Source organism: Nonomuraea africana (assembly GCF_014873535.1).
Taxonomy (GTDB): domain Bacteria; phylum Actinomycetota; class Actinomycetes; order Streptosporangiales; family Streptosporangiaceae; genus Nonomuraea; species Nonomuraea africana.
Map to the genome: position 1 here is coordinate 7,234,496 of NZ_JADBEF010000001.1, position 16,770 is coordinate 7,251,265.

The following is a 16,770-nucleotide window of genomic DNA, read 5'->3' on the forward strand; positions in this document are numbered from 1 at the left end:
CCTGTTCTACACGAGCCGTTGCTGGATCACCGTTTTCACGTCAATCAGATGCGCGCGCATGAGCTCCTCAGCCGCCTGCGCGTCGCCTGCCTCGATGGCCTCGAGGATCGTCAGGTGCTCGTCGTAGTCGCGGCGCCTGTCGTCGTAGATGCGCAGGATCTCCCGCTGCTCGGAGGCGTGCACGCTGAGCAGCGAGTCGACGACCTCCTCGAGCACGATGTTGCCCGCCAGCCGCGCGGTGACCCGGTGGAAGGTCATGTTCGCCTCGTGCAGCTCGGCGTCCCTGCCGCGCAGGTGCCTGGCGGCCTCGCTCAGCACCTCCCGCAGCTCCTCCACCCCTGGACGGCCCGCGGCGCGGCCCGCCAGCGGCGGCTCGATGAGGATGCGCGCGTCGAGCAGGTCGAGCAGCTGCCCTCCGGGCATCGAGCGCATGTTGGGGTTGGGCAGCACGATGCGCTCGATGTCCGCGCCGACGTACAGCCCGGAACCGTGACGCATCTCGATCGCGCCCGTCGCCTCCAGGCGGCGCAGGGCCTCCCTGAGGGTGGGCGTGGTCACCGCGAACCGCTGCGCGAGTTCGCGGGTGGTGGGCAGCCGGTCGCCAGGCTGCAACCCGCTGTCGCTGATCAGACCGAGCACCTGCTCGGTCAGCACGCCTGAGAGGGAGGGCCGGGCAACCATCATCTAATGATTAGATCACTTATCGCCTGCATTTTCACCCCATCAGAGTCTCCCGAGGGGACCGTCGCCTTTAGGCGACGGGGGAATCGGGAGCGGGAGGGCCGCCAAGGCCCGAGCGTGCCCTGACCTATCAGTTCTGCGCATCACAGACTTCCTTCCGGGTTTTGTCGGTGCCGGCCGATACCGTGGTGTTCTCGTTACCGAACGTGGGAGGTGGGCGTGCGCAGGTCGTTCAAGTTCCTGCTGCGCCCCACCAGCAAGCAGGCCGCCGCGCTCACGCGGTGCCTGGAAGACCACCGGGAGCTGTACAACGCCGCTCTCGAACACCGCCGTGCGGTCTACCGCAAAGCCGGGGTGACGGTGCGCTACGGCGACCAGTCAGCGGAGTTGAAGCACATCCGCGCCGACGACCCCGACGGTCAGGGCCGGTGGTCGTTCTCCTCCCAGCAGGCCACGCTCCGCAGGCTGGACAAGGCGTTCCGCGCGTTCTTCGACCGCGTCAAAGCAGGCCGCACGCCAGGATTCCCGCGTTTCAAGGGGCGGGGCTGGTTCGACACGGTTGAGTGGCCCAAGGACGGCGACGGGTGCCGGTGGGACTCCCAGCCCCACCACCCGAGCGCGACCTACGTGCGGTTGCAGGGCGTCGGGCATGTCCAGGTCCACCAGCACCGCCGGGTGCTGGGCACCGTCAAGACGATCAGCATCAAGCGGGAAGGCGCCCGCTGGTTCGTTGTGCTGTCGTGTGACGACGTGCCCGCCGAGAGGCTGCCCGCGACGGGCGCGGTCGCCGGGATCGACATGGGAGTCGCGTCGCTGGTGACGACCAGCGATGGCGAACATCTGGCCAACCCGCGCTACCTCGCCGTGACCGCTGACCGTCTCGCGGCGGCACAGCGTGACCTTGCCCGGAAGAAACGGGGCGGTAAGCGGCGGCGTAAGGCCGTCGCTCGTGTCGCTGCTTTGCACGCGAAGGTGCGGCGGCAACGCCTCGACGGTGTACACAAGGCTGCGCTCGCGCTGGTCCGCGACCACGACGTGATCGTGCACGAAGCACTCAAGGTCACCAACATGACCAAGCGGGCAGTACCCCAACCGGACGGCAACGGCGGCTACCTGCCCAACGGCGCCGCCGCGAAGTCCGGGCTGAACCGTTCGATCTTGGATGCGGGTTGGGGGGCGTTCCTGACGATCCTGTCGCACAAGGCTGAAAGCGCCGGTCGAGAGCTGATCGCGGTGAACCCTGCCAACACCTCCCGCACATGCGCCGAATGCGGGCATTGTGCGAAAGAGAACCGCGTCACCCAGGCCGTGTTCCGATGTACGGCGTGCGGGCACACCGCGCACGCCGATGTGAACGCGGCGATCAACATCTTGAGGGCAGGGCTTGCCCTTCGCGACGCTGCGGGAGCGGCTTAGCGAGAAGCCGCTCCCTTCAGGGAGCGGAGGAGTCACGAAGAGAATCGTCGGCTGGGTGGGTGGCCGCCTTATCAGCGGTCCTCGCCCTGGTCGGCGTGGCCGGCGCGGGCTGGTACTACTCCGGCATGGTCATCGACCCCTCCCACGGCGCCTCCTACCCGCTGGAAGTGGTCTCCTACGACGGCTCCCGGGTGACGCTGAAGGGCGGCTCCGACACCGACGCCCCCGGCGTCTACGGCCTGACCTGGGCCTCGGGCAACGCCACGCTCGGCGCGGTGGTCTCCCGCGCTCCCGGCACCGTCACCCGCAAGGTCTCAGCAGTACGGCGGGGCACGCTCAAGCCCGGCGTCCGCGCCTATCTCGACAGGTGGATGTGGGGCCACGAGGACCCTCGCTCGGCGGTCGGCGTGCCGTACACGAAGGTGAAGATCACCTCGAAGCTGGGCGACTTCCCCGCGTGGCGCACCGAGGGCACCGCCAAGACGTGGGTGATCGCCGTGCACGGGCGCAACGCCGGCCCGGCGGAGGCGCTGCGGGTGGTCCCGCTCTTCCACAGGCTGGGGATGCCGGTGCTGAGCATCACCTACCGCAACGACGAAGGCGCCCCCGCCAGCGACGACGGCAAGTTACACCTCGGCGCGACCGAGTGGGAGGAGGTGGCCGCCGCGATCTCCTACGCCCGCGGCGAGGGCGCCACGGACGTCTACCTGTACGGCTGGTCGATGGGCGGCGGGATCGTCCCGATGGCCGCCAGGCGGTTGCCGGGCGAGCCGATCAGGGGGCTCATCCTCGACAGCCCCGTCATGGACTGGACCTCACCGATCGAGCTCGGCGCCCGGCAGCGGGGAGTGCCGCTGTGGCTGGCGTCGGTGGGGAGATTCGTGGTCGAGCGGCGGACCGGGCTGTCGTTCGAGGAGCTGGACCACGTGGCGCACGCGGCCGACTTCAAGGTGCCCATGCTGATCTTCGTCGACACGGACGACCGGACCGTGCCGGTGGAACCCGCTGTGGAGTTCGCCGCCCTCCGCCCCGACCTCGTCCGGCTCGTCAAGACAGCGGGCGCGGGGCACACGGGGTCGTGGAACCTCTCGCCCGACGCCTACGAGCGGGCCGTGACCGCGTTCGTCACTGCTCCAGCACGGTGAGCAGCAGGTCGATCTGCGCCTTGCGCGACGCCGCGACCTGCCTGGCCCACTCCTTCACCTTGGGGTTCTCGCCGTTGTAGACCTCGACCCTGGCCATCTGGACGGCATCGTCCTGGTGCGCGATCAGCAGGTTGACCAGGTCGCGCTCGTTCTTCACCGCGGCGATCCGCTCCCTGTCGGTCTCCGGCAGACCGCCGTGCCCCGCGTGGGCGTCCGTCGGCGCGGTGAGCGGCTGGTCCCATTCGGTCAGCCACTTCGTCATCGCCTGGACCTCGGTGGCCTGGGTCCGCTCGATCGCCGCGGTCAGGTTCCTGACCGCGGGCGTGGTGGCCTTGGGGCCCGCCAGCCGGACGATCTCGATGCCCTGCTTGTGGTGCGGGATCATCATCTGCAGGAACATCACGTCGTCGGCGTTGACCCGCTCAGGCGGCGGCCCGCCGCAGCCCGCTCCGAGGAGCAGGGCCGCGGCGAGGGCTGCGATCAGACGCGCTTCCACAGCGCCGGAACGTTGGGCGGCTCCCACCCGGCGATGGCCGTGTGCGGCTGCAGGCACTCATAGGACAGACCGGCGTAGGTCACGCGGTCACCTCCCTTGTACGCCTTGCCAGCCTGCCACGTGCCCGCGGGGACTGTCGAGGTCGGCGTCGGGGTCGGCGTCGGGGTGGGCGTGGGGGTCGGCGTCGGGGTCGGCGTGGGTGTGCCGCCACCGCCGAAGTCCACGTCCGAGCAGGTGTAGAAGGCTTCGTTGCTGCCGACGACGCGCTGCCAGATCGAGTAGAGGATGTGCCGCCCCGAGCGCTGCGGCAGGTTGATCGTCCAGTTCGTGAACGTGGTGGGGTTCTGGTTGTTGAACGTCCTGAGGTGCACCAGATCCGACCACCTGAGGGGCATGGTCGGGTTCCAGCCGTCGCGGGTGATGTAGAACTCGAAGTTGCTGTTGGAATGGGGTGCGGTCGCGTGGTAGGTGAGGGTGAAGCTGCCGGGCCGCACCGAGGTGGCGGGCCAGTCGGCGCGCTGGAGGTCGAGCCCCCGGTACTTGTCGCGGCCCGCGCTGCAGAGCTTGCCGTCGGGGATGATCTCGCGGTGCCGTCCGCCCGCTTCGAGCAGGGAGACCTCGTTCCAGTCGTAGAAGGCCTGGGTGCCACCGGCGGCGACGGCCGCCTTGCAGGCGGCCGACTTCGGCGCCTCGGGGCCTTCGTTCTTACAGACGTAGACGCGGCTGGGCGGGTTGGACATCGTGCCGTGGGCGTTGGCGGCGCCGGCGGGGAGGAGGACGAGGGCGGCCGTGCCTGCGGCTAAGGCGGCGGTCTTCTTGTTCACGGGAGCTCCCGATGGGGTTAACTAAAAGGAAACCTTCCTAAGAATTAACTCCTTTGCAACCGCGCGCGCAAGGGCCCCCTGTCAATCAGATCGCCGGCGCCATCCACCAAACGGTGGATTTTCCGGTCAGCCGCATTCACCCGAGATCATGGCTTCGCGGCCGATTCGCGCGGCGGGCCCGCGCCAGATGCTTGTGCCATGGCAGTCATCGAAGTCACCGACCTCACCAAGAGGTACGCGGGCCAGACGGTTCTGGACAGGGTGTCGTTCTCCGTGGAGGAGGGCGAGATCTTCGGCATCCTCGGCCCCAACGGCACCGGCAAGACCACCACCGTCGAGTGCGTGGAGGGCCTGCGGCGGCCTGACGGCGGGTCGATCAGCGTGCTCGGGCTCGACCCGATCAAGGACGGCCGACGGTTGCGCGAACTGATCGGCGTCCAGCTCCAGCACACCCAGCTGCCGGAGAACATCAAGGTCTGGGAGGCGCTCGACCTCTACGCCTCCTTCTACGCCAACCCGCGCGACTGGCGGGAGCTGCTGGACCAGTGGGGACTGGCCGACAAGCGCGACGCCCGGTTCGGAAAGCTGTCGGGCGGCCAGAAGCAGCGGCTGTTCATCGCCCTGGCTCTGGTGGGCAATCCGAAGGTGGCCTTCCTCGACGAGCTCACCACCGGACTCGACCCGCAGGCCCGCCGTGCCACCTGGGAAGTGATCAAGCAGGTCCGCGCGTCCGGTGTGACCGTGGTGCTGGTCAGCCACTTCATGGACGAGGTGGAGGAGCTCTGCGACCGGGTCGCCGTCTTCGACCGGGGCGACATCGTCGCCATCGACACTCCGGCCGGACTGATCGACGGGATCGACGCCGAACACCAGATGCGGTTCAGGCTGATGACCGGAGACGCCGCACTGCGGGTGGACGCACCCGACGGTCTCCAGGGCGACGTACCCGGAGCTCTGTTGAGCGACGTTCCCCGTGCTCTTCTGAGCGGTGTTCCCGGGGTGACCGGGGTGACCAGGACGGGAGACCAGGTCGTCGTCACGGGCAGGGGCGACTTCGCCACCGCCGTCACCGCCGTCCTGGCCCGCAACCACATCCTGGTCGCCGACCTGCGCATCGACAAGCGCACCCTCGACGACGCGTTCGTCGCTCTGACCGGCCGCTCGTTCCACCTCTGAGGAGAACCCCCCATGACCAAGCTCACCATCGTCGAACTGAAGCTGCTGGCCCGCGAGCCGGGCTCGATGTTCACGATCCTGATTCCCCTCTTCATCCTGGTGATCTTCGGAAGCTCGATCTCGCCGGGCGACACGGTGCTCCTGCCGATGACGCTGGCGATCGCCGTCGGACTCGTGGGCCTGTACCTGCTGCCCACCACCCTGGCCACCTACAGAGAGAGGGGCATCCTGCGGCGCCTCTCCACCACTCCGGTGCGCCCGCGAAGCATGCTGGTGGTGCAACTGCTCCTGCAGCTCGTCCTCGCCCTGACCGCCTGCGCGCTGCTCCTCAGCGTCGCGGGCACCGTCCTGGGCGCGCACCTGCCCACCCGGGTGCTGCCGGTCGCGGTCACCTTCACGCTCGGTACGGCCGCCATGTTCGCCGTCGGCCTGCTCATCGCGGCCGTGGCCCCGAACGGACGCACCGCCAACGGCGTGGGAATCCTGCTGTACTTCCCCATGGCCTTCCTCGCCGGGCTGGTCCAGCCCACGCACCAGATGCCGGTTATCCTGGCCCGCATCGGCGAGTTCACCCCCCTGGGCGCTTTCAGGCAGGCGCTTCAGGACGTCTGGGCGGGCGGTTCTCCGAGCCCCCTGCTGCTGGGGGTCATGGTCGCGTACGCCGTGGTCATCAGCCTCGCCGCAGCCAAGTTCTTCCGCTGGGAGTAGTCATGCCGACGCGCCTCGACGAATGGGAAGGTCGGCTCGACCGGCTCATGGGCGCCGTGCCGTACGTGCTCCTGGTCGTCTCCACGGCGCTGTTCCTGCTCACCGACACCCACTCGGGTGACTACCGCCTCGTCACGCTCGGCCTCGCCGTACTGACCGCCGGATGGATCCAGCTGATGACCGGGCGGCCCGCGGCTGGGTGGAACCAGCTGAAGACGAGCCGGCCCGCGCTCTACGTCGCCGGCTTGGTGATCCTGATCGCGGCGCTCAGCGCACGCGGGGTGTGGTTCGCCAGCTTCTTCGCCTTCACCGGATACCTCCACTCGTGGCAGTTCCTGCGCGGGAAGTGGAGGTTCGTCGGGGTGACCGCAACGGCGGCGATCAGCATCGTCGCCTACAACGGCGGGCTCCCCGAGCCCACCCCCACGGCGATCCTCACCTACCTGTTCTTCGTCGCCGCCATCGTGGCCCTGGTCGGACTGTTCAGCTTCGTCGGCGAGCTCACCACCGAGCGCAGCGCCGAGCGGAAGCGCATGGTCGCCCAGCTCGAGGAGGCCATGCGCGAGAACGCCGGCCTGCACACCCAGCTGCTGGTCCAGGCGCGGGAAGCCGGCGTGCTCGACGAACGCCGGCGCATGGCGGGCGAGATCCACGACACCCTCGCGCAAGGGCTGACCGGCATCATCACCCAGCTCCAGGCGGCCACCCACGCCAAGGAGGCCGGCGACCGGCAGCGCCACATCGACAACGCCACCCGCCTGGCGCGCGAGAGCCTCGCCGAGGCGCGCAGGTCCGTGCACGCCATCGCGCCAGGCCCGCTGGAGGCGGCCCCGCTGGCCGACGCGCTGGCGGAGGTCGCCGCCGAGTGGGTGCGACTCAACGGGGTGCGCGCCGACGTCACCACGACCGGGACGGTCCGGCCCATGCATCCCGAGGTCGAGGCGACCCTGCTCCGCATCGCCCAAGAGGCCCTCGCCAACGTGGCCAAGCATGCCGGGGCCACGCGGGTCGGTCTGACCCTGTCGTACATGGAGGACCTGGTCACCCTGGACGTACGCGACGACGGCGCAGGCTTCGACCCCGAGCGGGCCAGGGACGGCGGAGGCTTCGGCCTGACGTCGATGCGCAAACGGGTGACCCGTCTGGCGGGCACACTGGAGATCGAGTCCGAGCACGGCGTCGGCACCGCGATCTCCGCGGCCCTTCCCGCCGTCCCCAGGGAGGTTCCCGGTGTCTGAGACCCCCGTCCGGCTGCTGATCGCCGATGACCACCCCATCGTCCGCGACGGCATCCGCGGCATGTTCACCGGCGACCCGCGCTTCGAGGTGCTCGGCGAGGCGGGTGACGGCGCGCAGGCTGTCGAGCTGGCGCGGGCGCTGCGACCTGACGTGATCCTCATGGATCTCCGGATGCCCAGGATGGACGGCGTCGCGGCCATCAAGGAGCTCGGCAGGCTGGGCATCGAGGCCCGCGTCCTGGTGCTCACCACCTACGACACCGACAGCGACGTCCTGCCCGCCATCGAGGCGGGCGCCACCGGCTACCTCCTCAAGGACGCCCTGCGCGAGGAGCTCATCCGCGCCGTCCAGGCGGCGGCCATGGGCGAGGCGGTCCTGTCACCATCGGTCGCCACTCGGCTGCTCAGCCAGGTACGCACACCGGTGGACCCGTTGAGCGCGCGGGAACGCGAGATCCTGGAATTGATCGCCCAGGGCACCACCAACCGCGAAGCGGCGGCCCGCCTTTTCATCAGCGAGGCGACGGTGAAGACGCACGTGCTGCACATCTACACGAAACTCGGCGTCAACGACAGGGCGGCGGCGGTCGCCGTGGCCTACCAACGCGGCCTCCTCAGCTGACCGGCCCGCTCCTGCACCATCCGCAGGACGCGTATCGTCCGAGGACCGGCATGGCGTCGACGGTCAGACGTCGCTGAAGCCGTACTCCCTGGCCAGGTCGGCGACGCGCAGTGTTCGGCCCGCGTGCCGTCCCACCTCGGGGTCCTCCAGCAGGACACGGACGGCGCGCCCCGGGAACTCGATCGAGTCGGCGCCCGGCACGTCCTCGCCGAGCGCCGCCGTGATCGCCTCGGTGCGCGTGAACCCGGGAGACACCGCGAGCGCGGTGACCCCGTGCGGACGCAGGTCATGGGCGAGCGAGCGGGCGAGGCGGCTGACGCTCGTCATCGCCAGGTCGTAGAAGAGGTGGCCGGCGATCACCTCGGCGTCAGGATCGGCGTACCCGGTCAGAACGGCCAGCCCGCGCCGCTCGATCAGCAGCGGCGCCGCATACCAGGCCGACACCAGGTGGCTGCGAACCCCGATGTCGATCATGTTGTGCCAGTGCTCGAGCGGGAGCGTCCAGAACGGGCCACCGGCGAAGGGCAGGGCGTTGCCGTCGCAGGCGTTGGCCACCAGCAGATCCAGACCGCCCTGCTCGTCGCGGACCCGGTCGAACAGCGACTCGACGGCCTTGTCGTCGGCGTGGTCGACCCGCACGGGGATGCCGTGCCCGCCTCGCTCGGTCACCTGCTCGGCGGTGTCCTCGACGGTGCCGGGCAGCTGCGAGTGGCGGTGGTCACGGCTCTCGCGGTCGGTGACGTAGACGGTCGCCCCGGTCTCGCCGAGCACGAGGGCGACGCCGCGCCCGACGCCTCGGGCGGCTCCGGTCACGACAGCGACAGTGCCTTCCACCCCGCCAGAGTCCCCGGCCCTGCCCGCGAAGTCAACGCCCTCAGAACTCCGGCAGGCCCGGCGCCGTTCGCCCGCCCACCGGCTTCATCACCCGGCGGGGGGCCGGCCTTCCGGGCCGCCCAGGTCCTTCCACGACGGGTCGTCGACGAGGACGCCCGGCCTGACCTGGCCGGAGATCAGCACATGCTCCAGAGCGCCCGCGGCTGGTCCTCGTTCTCGACGACCTCCCTCGAGTGTCGATCGTCACCCCGCCGTCCTCATGGGTGAGTACGGCTTTTCCGCAGCGAGGAGTCGACATCCGGATCTCCCGCTCTCGAGGACGACGAGTTCGCGGAGGAGCCTAGACCTGATCGCTCGAGCCGTACTTGAGTCACTGCCGGGCCCCTGCTCCGGATCGTTCAGCGGCGGCCGTGACAATGTTTGAACCTTTTTCCCGATCCACAGCCGCACATGCCGTCCAACGTGTGAGAAATGCTCTGCCGCAGGGTCTTTGCTTGCGGATGGTCGGGGCCCAGCGCCGCCTCGGTGATGGCCAGCGCCCGCTCGAACAGGGCCACCGCCTCACCTGCCCGGCCCAGAACTCGAAGGCTCACCGCCAGATTCCCCAACCGGATGGCCACGGTCGGGTGATCAGGGCCCAGCGCCGCCTCGATGATGGCCAGCGCCCGCCGCTCCAACTCCACCGCCTCGCCTGTCCGGCCCAGATCGCTAAGGCTCACCGCCAGGTTCCCCACCCGGAGGGCCATGTCGGGATGATCGGGTCCCAGCGCCGCCTCGGAGATGGCCAGCGCCCGCCGCTCCAACTCCACCGCCTCACCTGCCCGGCCCAGAACTCGAAGGCTCACCGCCAGATTCCCCAAGCAGGTGGCCACGTCCGGGTGGTCAGGGCCCAGCGCCGCCTCGGCGATGGCCAGCGCCCGCTCCTCCAACCGCGCCGCCTCGCCCACCCGGCCCAGATCCCGAAGGCTCGCCGCCAGATTCCCCAACCGGATGGCCACGTCCGGATGGTCAGGGCCCAGCGCCGCCTCCGTGATGGCCAGCGCCCGCTCGGACAGGGGCACCGCCCCACCGGCCCGACCCAGCGCGTGCAAGCTCGACGCCAGATTCCCCAGCAAGGTGGCCACGGTCGGGTGGTCGGGGCCCAGGGCCGCCTCGGTGACGGCCAGCGCCCGCCGCTCCAACGGCACCGCCTCACCTGCCCGGCCCAAGGCGGTGAAGCTCGCCGCCAGATTTCCCAACCAGATGGCCGCGTACGGGTGGCCAGGACCCAGCGCGGCCTCCGTGATGGCCAGCGCCCGCTCGAACAAGGGCACCGCCTCACCCACCCGGCCCAGATCGCGGAAGCTCACCGCCAGATTCCCCAACCGGATGGCGACATCCGGGTGACCAGGGCCCAGCGCCGCCTCGGTGATGGCCAGCGCTCGCTGGAACAAGGGCACCGCCTCACTCGCCCGACCAAGATCGCGGAGGCTCGACGCCAGATTCCCCAAGCAGGTGGCGACGTCCGGGTGATCGGGACCCAGCGCGGCCTCGGCGATGGCCAGCGCTCGGCTGGAGAAGTCCCGGGCATGCTGGTGCCGGCCTTGTGTGGAGGAGAAGAGGGCGGCCTGATTGAGGACCCTGCCGAGTTCCTCTGGTTCGCTTCCTTGCCGGTAGCGAAGAACGAGCGCGTTCACATGCGGGAGGAGATCACGCCAGAGGGGCCAGCCCGCCACGTTGGAATGCGGGTCGGCCGGGAGCGCCTGACTCAGACGGGCGAGGGCGCTCTCGCGCGCGGCGTGGCTGCGCGGGTCGTGGTAGTCCAGGCCGTTGTAGATCACCGATTGGAAGAGCCGGTGCATGCTCACCGTCTCCTGCTCCTCCCCCTCCCGCGTGATCATGCTGTAGGAGGCGAGCAGCTCCAACGCGTCATCGAGATCCAGGTCGTCGGCGTCCCCTATCAACAGAGTGCGGGGGACGTTGTCCGGGGCGTAGCACGCCAGCGTGCGCAGCAGGTGTTCCGCCTTCAGGTCCGCACGCTCGCGGACGGCCTCCAGGTGGGTGTCCCACAGGCGCGCCATCGTCTGTTCGGCGCTGCCCCCCGCCGTCGACGTGGCATACATCCGGGCCGGATGACGGCGGAGCCGCGCCAGGTAGCGGCCGGGACTCTTGTGCGATTGGCGGATGTAGGCGGCGGCCTGTTCCAACGCCAGCGGCAGGTGACCGAGCTCAGCGGCGATCGCCGCCACATCCGCGTGGTCCTGCGGCCTCTCGCACCCGCCGACCTTGGTGATCAGCTCTACCGATGAGCGTTCGTCCAGGACGTCCAGGGAGACGACGCGGGTTCCCGGCCAGTGCACGTCACGGCGCGTGGTGATCAGAACATGGCCGGCGGCCAGGTGGTCGAGCCAGGGCCGCACAGCGGCGGGATCATCAACGTTGTCCAGCACGACGAGCCATCCCGGATGGGCGCGCAGCCAGCCGAGCGCCCACTGGGAGGCCTCCCGCACGTCCCCGACCAGTGCGATGGGCGGGTGGATCTCCGCGGCCAGCGCGGCGAACCCCTTCTCGATGTTCTCCACCGTGTCCGCGGTGATCCAGTAGGCCACCGGGTAGCCGGCCTGATGGGCGTGGGCGTAGTGCCGGACCAGTTCTGACTTGCCCACGCCCCCCATCCCGCGCACGAGCTGGCGAATGACCACCTGCTCGCCGTCGCCGGCGAGCATCTGTTCCAAGGCCGTCAGCGCGTCCTCGCGTCCGACGAACTCCGCCGCGCGGGGCTCCTGAAGGAACCTGATCGGAGCGGCCACGTCGACCTGCCCGGGCGCCAGCAAACTTCCCGGCTCCAGTCGAGCCGTCCTCGCGTCGATCGGCGAACCATCGCCCGTGGTCACCGGCCCGGTGATGTCACGGCCCGCCGCCACCGCGCGATTCGATGCGGTGAGCCGCTCCCCCTGCTGGGTCATGGCCTAGCCTCCGGTGATGGACGAGTCGTCTCCCGTGGTCACCGGCCCGGTGATGTCACGACCCGCCGCCACCCCGCGATTCGACGCGGTCACCATGTTGCCTGCGACCGTGTGGCCGGTGGCGGTCTCGGCCTGCTCCAGCATGTCGCGCACGTCGTCGGCCAGCTGCGGGTCCTCCTGCAACTGCTCCGCCAGGTAGACCCGCAACGCGGCCTGGAAGTCAGCGTTGTCAGGGTCTCGGATCAGCCTTTCCAGCTCCCTGGGCACCTCTGCCTGCTCGGGCTCGGCGCCGAAGAACCGCTGAAGGATCTTCCGCCCCCACTGCACCGTGGCGTCGGCCGCGTCCTCCTGCACCCGCCCGAGGACCGCTCCTCCATACGCACTCACCGCCGCCACCACGTAAGGCGACGCCGTACCGACTAACGCTACGAGTTCCCCGCTCATGAGACACCCCTCTGGACGGCACCGACCCCCGGGCGATGCGACCACCACACCTCGTCAAGAGAAAGGTAACCCGCCCCTCCCGACAACGGCTTCGCCGAAATCACGGCTCTCGTCTGGATGGTCCTCCCACCGGTCGCCTCCCAGCTCTTCCACGTCCTCCTGATCCAGGAAGTCGAGAAGACGGCTCGGCTGATCACCTGGGCGCCCCCATCTACCCGGCCACGGTCACGAACCAGCCCCGGCAAGCTGATCGAGGCATCTGCACTGCTCTTGGAGGGCGTCCCCCTTTACGTCGCCGCTGCCCCGCTCGCGGCCTACCTCGTGGACCGCGATCACCCCGAGCACTCGGCGATGATCGCGGACCACATCAAGCCCGTCCTGTCTGGCGCGCCGCCGTGCAGTTCAACCTCGAGGCGCCTCGTCGGTCCAGCCGAGCCGCTTGATTATCGCTCGGGGTCGGCGACCGCTCCGTCGAGGGACATAGTCATGCAAGGTTCTCTCTTGGCGGGGAACATGGATAACAGTGATTGCCCGTTCCCGGGAGACCCTTCCGTCAGATCGCCCCACCGACCGCTACGAACCCAAACGCCTGTTCGCCGCGGCCGCACGCGTGCGCAAAGACCACCGATGGCGTCGGTGTAGCCGACGACCACGCGTACAGCCGCAGCTCGATCGGGCCGGGTCACCTCGATGGGCGCATCCAGGATCGGGGTGCTCGGGGCGAGCCGTTCCTGTCGGTTCCCGCTCCTCGCTGATCGCGTCGAACACCTCATCCCCGCTCACCCGCAGCAGGCTCGTCACCGAACACGCCGGCCCGGAGGCGCGCCGGGTCTTGCGGTTCGTCCCAGGACTTCGTACGGTTCGCCCGGATCCAGTGAGCACAAGTGAGCACCGAATGGCCTGCTTCTCGCCCTCGTAAGTGAGCGATCACCGGCGTTAGCCTCCCTGCGGTCCGGCCCCATCCTCGCCGCCCCCCGGGAAAGTGCCACGCACGATCGGCCTGCGCGTGCTTCGGCGCCGTTTTGACATGCCATTCCAGGTGAACCGACCCCGGTGACCTGACCTCTCTCAGGAGGAGACCTGTGTATCTCACTCAAGGACTGCACCGAGCCGTCCAGCTGACGCCGGACCTGCCCGCCACCATCTGCGGAGACCGAGTGCGCACCTGGCGGGAGAGCGCGGACCGCGTCGCCCGGCTCGCCGGGGCGCTGCGCGAGCTGGGCGTGACCAAGGGAGACCGGGTCGCGATGCTGTCGCTCAACTCCGACCGCTACCACGAGTACCTGCTGGCCGTCTGGTGGGTGGGCGGCGCGGTGAACCCGGTCAACATCCGCTGGAACCCGGTGGAGATCGGATACTCGCTGAGCGAGTCCGAGACCACGGTCCTGCTGGTGGACGACCTCTTCGCCGCCTATGTCCCGGCGCTGCGCGACTACTGCCCGGACCTGGCCACCGTGATCCACTGCGGGGACGGCGCCACTCCCGATGGGATGACGCCATACGAAGAGCTGATCACGAACGCCGACCCGGTCGCCGACCTTCGGCTGGGCGGAGACTCCCTGGCCGGCCTGTTCTACACCGGGGGCACAAGTGGACGTCCCAAAGGCGTCATGCTCAGCCATGCCAACATGCTGGTTTCTGTGATGGGCTCCGTGGCGCAGGGCGGCCCCGCGGTGCCGGGCGGGCGGATGCTCCACTCCGCCCCGCTGTTCCACATCGCCGGCCTGGCGGCATGGATCGGGCAGTACCTGGTCGGCGGCACCCATGTCATGGTTCCGGCGTTCGACCCGGTGAGCGTCATGAAGGCCGTCCAGGAGCATGAAGTCACCTCGGCATTGATGGTCCCCTTGATGATCCAGGCCCTGGTGGATCACCCTCAACTCGGTTCCTACGACCTGTCGAGCATGACCTCGATCATCTACGGGGCCTCGCCGATCTCCGAGGACGTCCTCACTCGCGCCATGAAGGAGTTCCCGGCGGCCGGGTTCACCCAGGGTTACGGGATGACGGAGCTGGCGTCGACGGCGACCCTGCTGAGGGCCGAAGACCACGTGGCGGGGGGCAGGCTACTGCGCAGTGCGGGACGGGCCGCCACACACTGCGAGGTACGGATCGTGGACGCCGACGGCAACGAGGTACCGCGCGGCACCGTCGGCGAAGTAATCGTCCGTGGCGGCCATGTGATGCTCGGCTACTGGAACGATCCGGACGAGACCGCCGCCGTGGTGCGCGACGGCTGGATGCACAGCGGCGACGGGGGCTACATGGACGAGGGGGGGTACTTGTACATCGTCGACCGGATCAAGGACATGATCGTCACGGGCGGGGAGAACGTCTACTCCACCGAGGTGGAGAACGCCGTCTCGCAGCATCCGGCGGTCGCCGCCTGCGCGGTGATCGGCGTACCGGACGAGCAGTGGGGCGAGCGCGTCCACGCCATCATCGTCCTCCAGCCGGGCGCCACCGCGACCGCCGAGGAGATCCGCACGCACGCGAAGGGCCTCATCGCCGGCTACAAGGCCCCCCGCACCTGCGAGTTCGTCGAGGCACTCCCCATCTCTGGCGCGGGCAAGATTCTCAAGCGCGAGCTGCGCGGAAAGTACTGGGACGACAGCGATCGGCAAGTCGGCTGACAGGACTGATCTATGAAGTGATCGGCTACACCCTGAGCCTGTTGCGACCCGTGCTTGTCCGAGTCATTGATCAGCCCAGACCTCATCGTTACCGTGTGTGAGTGGCGAGGATTTGCTATGCGATGCGGCTCTTGCTGCTCATCGCGGCCACCAGCCGGCCCCTTGAGCGAGCAAGGGCAGCGGCTTGCACCAGCGCACGCCCAGCGCAGTTGCCGCAGTTCCATGCGGGCACCCTTTCCAGGCTGCATTCAGCCGATTCTCCCGTCTGGCCCTCAAGGAACGTGGGGCAGCCAGCGGCCGCCTTAGCCGTAAGAGATCACCGGCTATGGCTCGTCAGACGTGCCCCAGCTCTAGCCTGAACGCAGAAGACCGGCCAGCGGGAGTCGGTGACCTGGACGTCGTAGTCGCCCTGCGCCAGCAGATGCGCGTCCTGTCAGCTCGCCTCGCGCTCATGGGAGAACATCGCCAGGCGTTCCCCGGCATCGGCGGGACGGTGAAGGTTGCCCCGCGGTCCACGCTGACGAACCGGTGGGTGTGGCGGTCGACCCATGTCTCGTAACTCGTCGATGCCGACCACGTCGGCCAGCGGCCCGCGCCGCGTCGCGCGCCGCATCCAGGGCTCAAGCGCGGGCGGCGAGGCCGGCGAACGCGCGAATCCTGGCGTTCTCCCTCGTGGTGTTCCAGACCAGCCGCAGGCGGCCTCCGGCGCGTCCGCGATGGGGATGTAGGCGATGTCCGGCCCGTAGTAGCGGGTGGCCTGGCAGGTGAGCGGGACCACCGCCCTGCCCGCCGCCACCAGAGCGAGTGCCGCCTGGAAGGTTGTCACCGACGGACTGCCTGCGCCCCATTGGTGAAGATTGCTCACCAATGGTGAGCCAGATCGCGATTGTTCCAGCAGGCCCGCGCATCGAGGCTGGATGCGCGTCACCAACCGTGACGATCAGAAGAGAGAGGCAGAAATGCAGGACCGATTCCACACCCCCTTGACCGCGGACAACGCCGCCCTCCTGCTGGTGGACCACCAGATCGGGCTGTTCACCGGGGTGCGCGACATTACCGTGAGCGAGCTGAAGCACAACGTCACAAGCCTGGCCAAGGCCGCACTGCGCCTGAAGCTGCCGATCGTCGTCACCACCACGGCCGCTGACAGCATGTGGGGACCGCTCATCCCTGGATTGCAGGCCGTACTCCCCGAGGAGCTGAAGGTGATCGACCGGAGCTCGGTGAACGCCTGGCAGGACGACCGGGTACGCGACGCCGTCGAGGCGACCGGACGCAGCAAACTCCTCATCGCGGGGATCTCACTCGAGGTCTGCGCCGCGTTTCCCGCGATCTCCGCGACCGCGGCAGGCTATGACGCTTACGTGGCCGTCGACGCCTGTGGCACCTTCTCCCGGACCAAGCGGGAGACCGGGCTCCTCCGGTTGCAGCAGGCGGGTGTGATCGTGAGCGACTACGCCACGCTCGCCGTAGAGATCCTCGCCGACAACGCGCACCCGATCGCCGGCGAGGTCTACGGCGACCTCGACATGCCGTTCGCCACCCTCGTCGGACAGCTCGCCGCGGCCTACAGCCGCTGACCCCGGTGTGGCCTGCCCGCCTTGAGAC

General features: G+C 69.2%; 15 protein-coding genes. 8 read left to right on the forward strand and 7 right to left on the reverse strand.

Annotated elements, in window-relative coordinates; genetic code table 11:
- Window positions 1-6: 6 nt before the first annotated feature.
- On the reverse strand, window positions 7-684 hold the full coding sequence (locus H4W81_RS34380) for a FadR/GntR family transcriptional regulator (RefSeq protein WP_192778606.1): 678 nt from the start codon (window positions 682-684) through the stop codon (window positions 7-9).
- Between the two features lie 216 nt (window positions 685-900).
- Here H4W81_RS34380 and H4W81_RS34385 point away from each other — a divergent pair, with 216 nt between their 5' ends.
- Together H4W81_RS34385 and H4W81_RS49580 are read left to right on the forward strand one after the other, a co-directional pair.
- The gene (locus H4W81_RS34385; protein WP_192778607.1) at window positions 901-2,097 is read left to right on the forward strand and encodes an RNA-guided endonuclease InsQ/TnpB family protein; all 1,197 of its coding nucleotides are present in this window, start codon (window positions 901-903) and stop codon (window positions 2,095-2,097) included.
- A 59-nt stretch (window positions 2,098-2,156) separates the two neighbouring features.
- Window positions 2,157-3,242, forward strand: coding sequence for an alpha/beta hydrolase (locus tag H4W81_RS49580; protein ID WP_192778608.1), 1,086 nt, complete (start codon window positions 2,157-2,159; stop codon window positions 3,240-3,242).
- On the opposite strand, the gene H4W81_RS34395 is transcribed toward H4W81_RS49580, so the two are convergent.
- Entirely contained in the window at window positions 3,223-3,738 is a 516-nt protein-coding gene (locus H4W81_RS34395; protein WP_318782171.1) for a DUF305 domain-containing protein, read from the reverse strand. The genes H4W81_RS49580 and H4W81_RS34395 overlap by 20 nt on opposite strands.
- A complete protein-coding gene (locus H4W81_RS34400; RefSeq protein WP_318782173.1) occupies window positions 3,723-4,562 on the reverse strand; it encodes a lytic polysaccharide monooxygenase in 840 nt (279 codons plus the stop codon). The genes H4W81_RS34395 and H4W81_RS34400 overlap by 16 nt, the downstream gene beginning before the upstream one ends.
- 198 nt (window positions 4,563-4,760) lie before the next feature.
- On the opposite strand from H4W81_RS34400, the gene H4W81_RS34405 reads away from it, so the two are divergent.
- The 4 genes from H4W81_RS34405 to H4W81_RS34420 are packed head-to-tail and all read left to right on the forward strand — an operon-like array spanning window position 4,761 to window position 8,306.
- Window positions 4,761-5,738, forward strand: coding sequence for an ABC transporter ATP-binding protein (locus H4W81_RS34405; RefSeq protein WP_192778609.1), 978 nt, complete (start codon window positions 4,761-4,763; stop codon window positions 5,736-5,738).
- Window positions 5,739-5,750: 12 nt separating this feature from the next.
- A complete protein-coding gene (locus H4W81_RS34410; RefSeq protein ID WP_192778610.1) occupies window positions 5,751-6,446 on the forward strand; it encodes an ABC transporter permease in 696 nt (231 codons plus the stop codon).
- Between the two features lie 2 nt (window positions 6,447-6,448).
- Window positions 6,449-7,684 (forward strand): sensor histidine kinase, encoded by a 1,236-nt coding sequence (locus H4W81_RS34415; RefSeq protein WP_192778611.1) that lies wholly within the window; start codon window positions 6,449-6,451, stop codon window positions 7,682-7,684.
- Window positions 7,677-8,306: a response regulator gene (locus H4W81_RS34420; RefSeq protein WP_192778612.1), complete on the forward strand. Its 630-nt coding sequence runs from the start codon at window positions 7,677-7,679 to the stop codon at window positions 8,304-8,306. Before H4W81_RS34415 ends, H4W81_RS34420 begins: the two co-directional genes overlap by 8 nt.
- 63 nt (window positions 8,307-8,369) lie before the next feature.
- Here H4W81_RS34420 and H4W81_RS34425 read toward each other — a convergent pair whose 3' ends face one another.
- The 3 genes from H4W81_RS34425 to H4W81_RS34435 form a co-directional block, all read right to left on the reverse strand.
- Window positions 8,370-9,119, reverse strand: a complete 750-nt coding sequence (locus H4W81_RS34425) for an SDR family oxidoreductase (protein WP_318782174.1) — start codon at window positions 9,117-9,119, stop codon at window positions 8,370-8,372.
- 419 nt (window positions 9,120-9,538) lie between these two features.
- Window positions 9,539-12,085, reverse strand: coding sequence for a tetratricopeptide repeat protein (locus H4W81_RS34430; RefSeq protein ID WP_192778614.1), 2,547 nt, complete (start codon window positions 12,083-12,085; stop codon window positions 9,539-9,541).
- A 3-nt stretch (window positions 12,086-12,088) separates the two neighbouring features.
- Window positions 12,089-12,472, reverse strand: coding sequence for a hypothetical protein (locus H4W81_RS34435; protein WP_192778615.1), 384 nt, complete (start codon window positions 12,470-12,472; stop codon window positions 12,089-12,091).
- A gap of 1,139 nt (window positions 12,473-13,611) precedes the next feature.
- Here H4W81_RS34435 and H4W81_RS34440 point away from each other — a divergent pair.
- Window positions 13,612-15,162 (forward strand): acyl-CoA synthetase, encoded by a 1,551-nt coding sequence (locus tag H4W81_RS34440; RefSeq protein WP_192778616.1) that lies wholly within the window; start codon window positions 13,612-13,614, stop codon window positions 15,160-15,162.
- 433 nt (window positions 15,163-15,595) lie between these two features.
- Here H4W81_RS34440 and H4W81_RS34445 read toward each other — a convergent pair whose 3' ends face one another.
- Complete coding sequence (locus H4W81_RS34445) at window positions 15,596-15,988, reverse strand: hypothetical protein (protein WP_192778617.1); 393 nt, start codon at window positions 15,986-15,988, stop codon at window positions 15,596-15,598.
- Between the two features lie 133 nt (window positions 15,989-16,121).
- Between H4W81_RS34445 and H4W81_RS34450 the strand changes: the two genes are divergently transcribed.
- Window positions 16,122-16,742 (forward strand): isochorismatase family protein, encoded by a 621-nt coding sequence (locus tag H4W81_RS34450; protein WP_192778618.1) that lies wholly within the window; start codon window positions 16,122-16,124, stop codon window positions 16,740-16,742.
- Window positions 16,743-16,770: the final 28 nt, after the last annotated feature.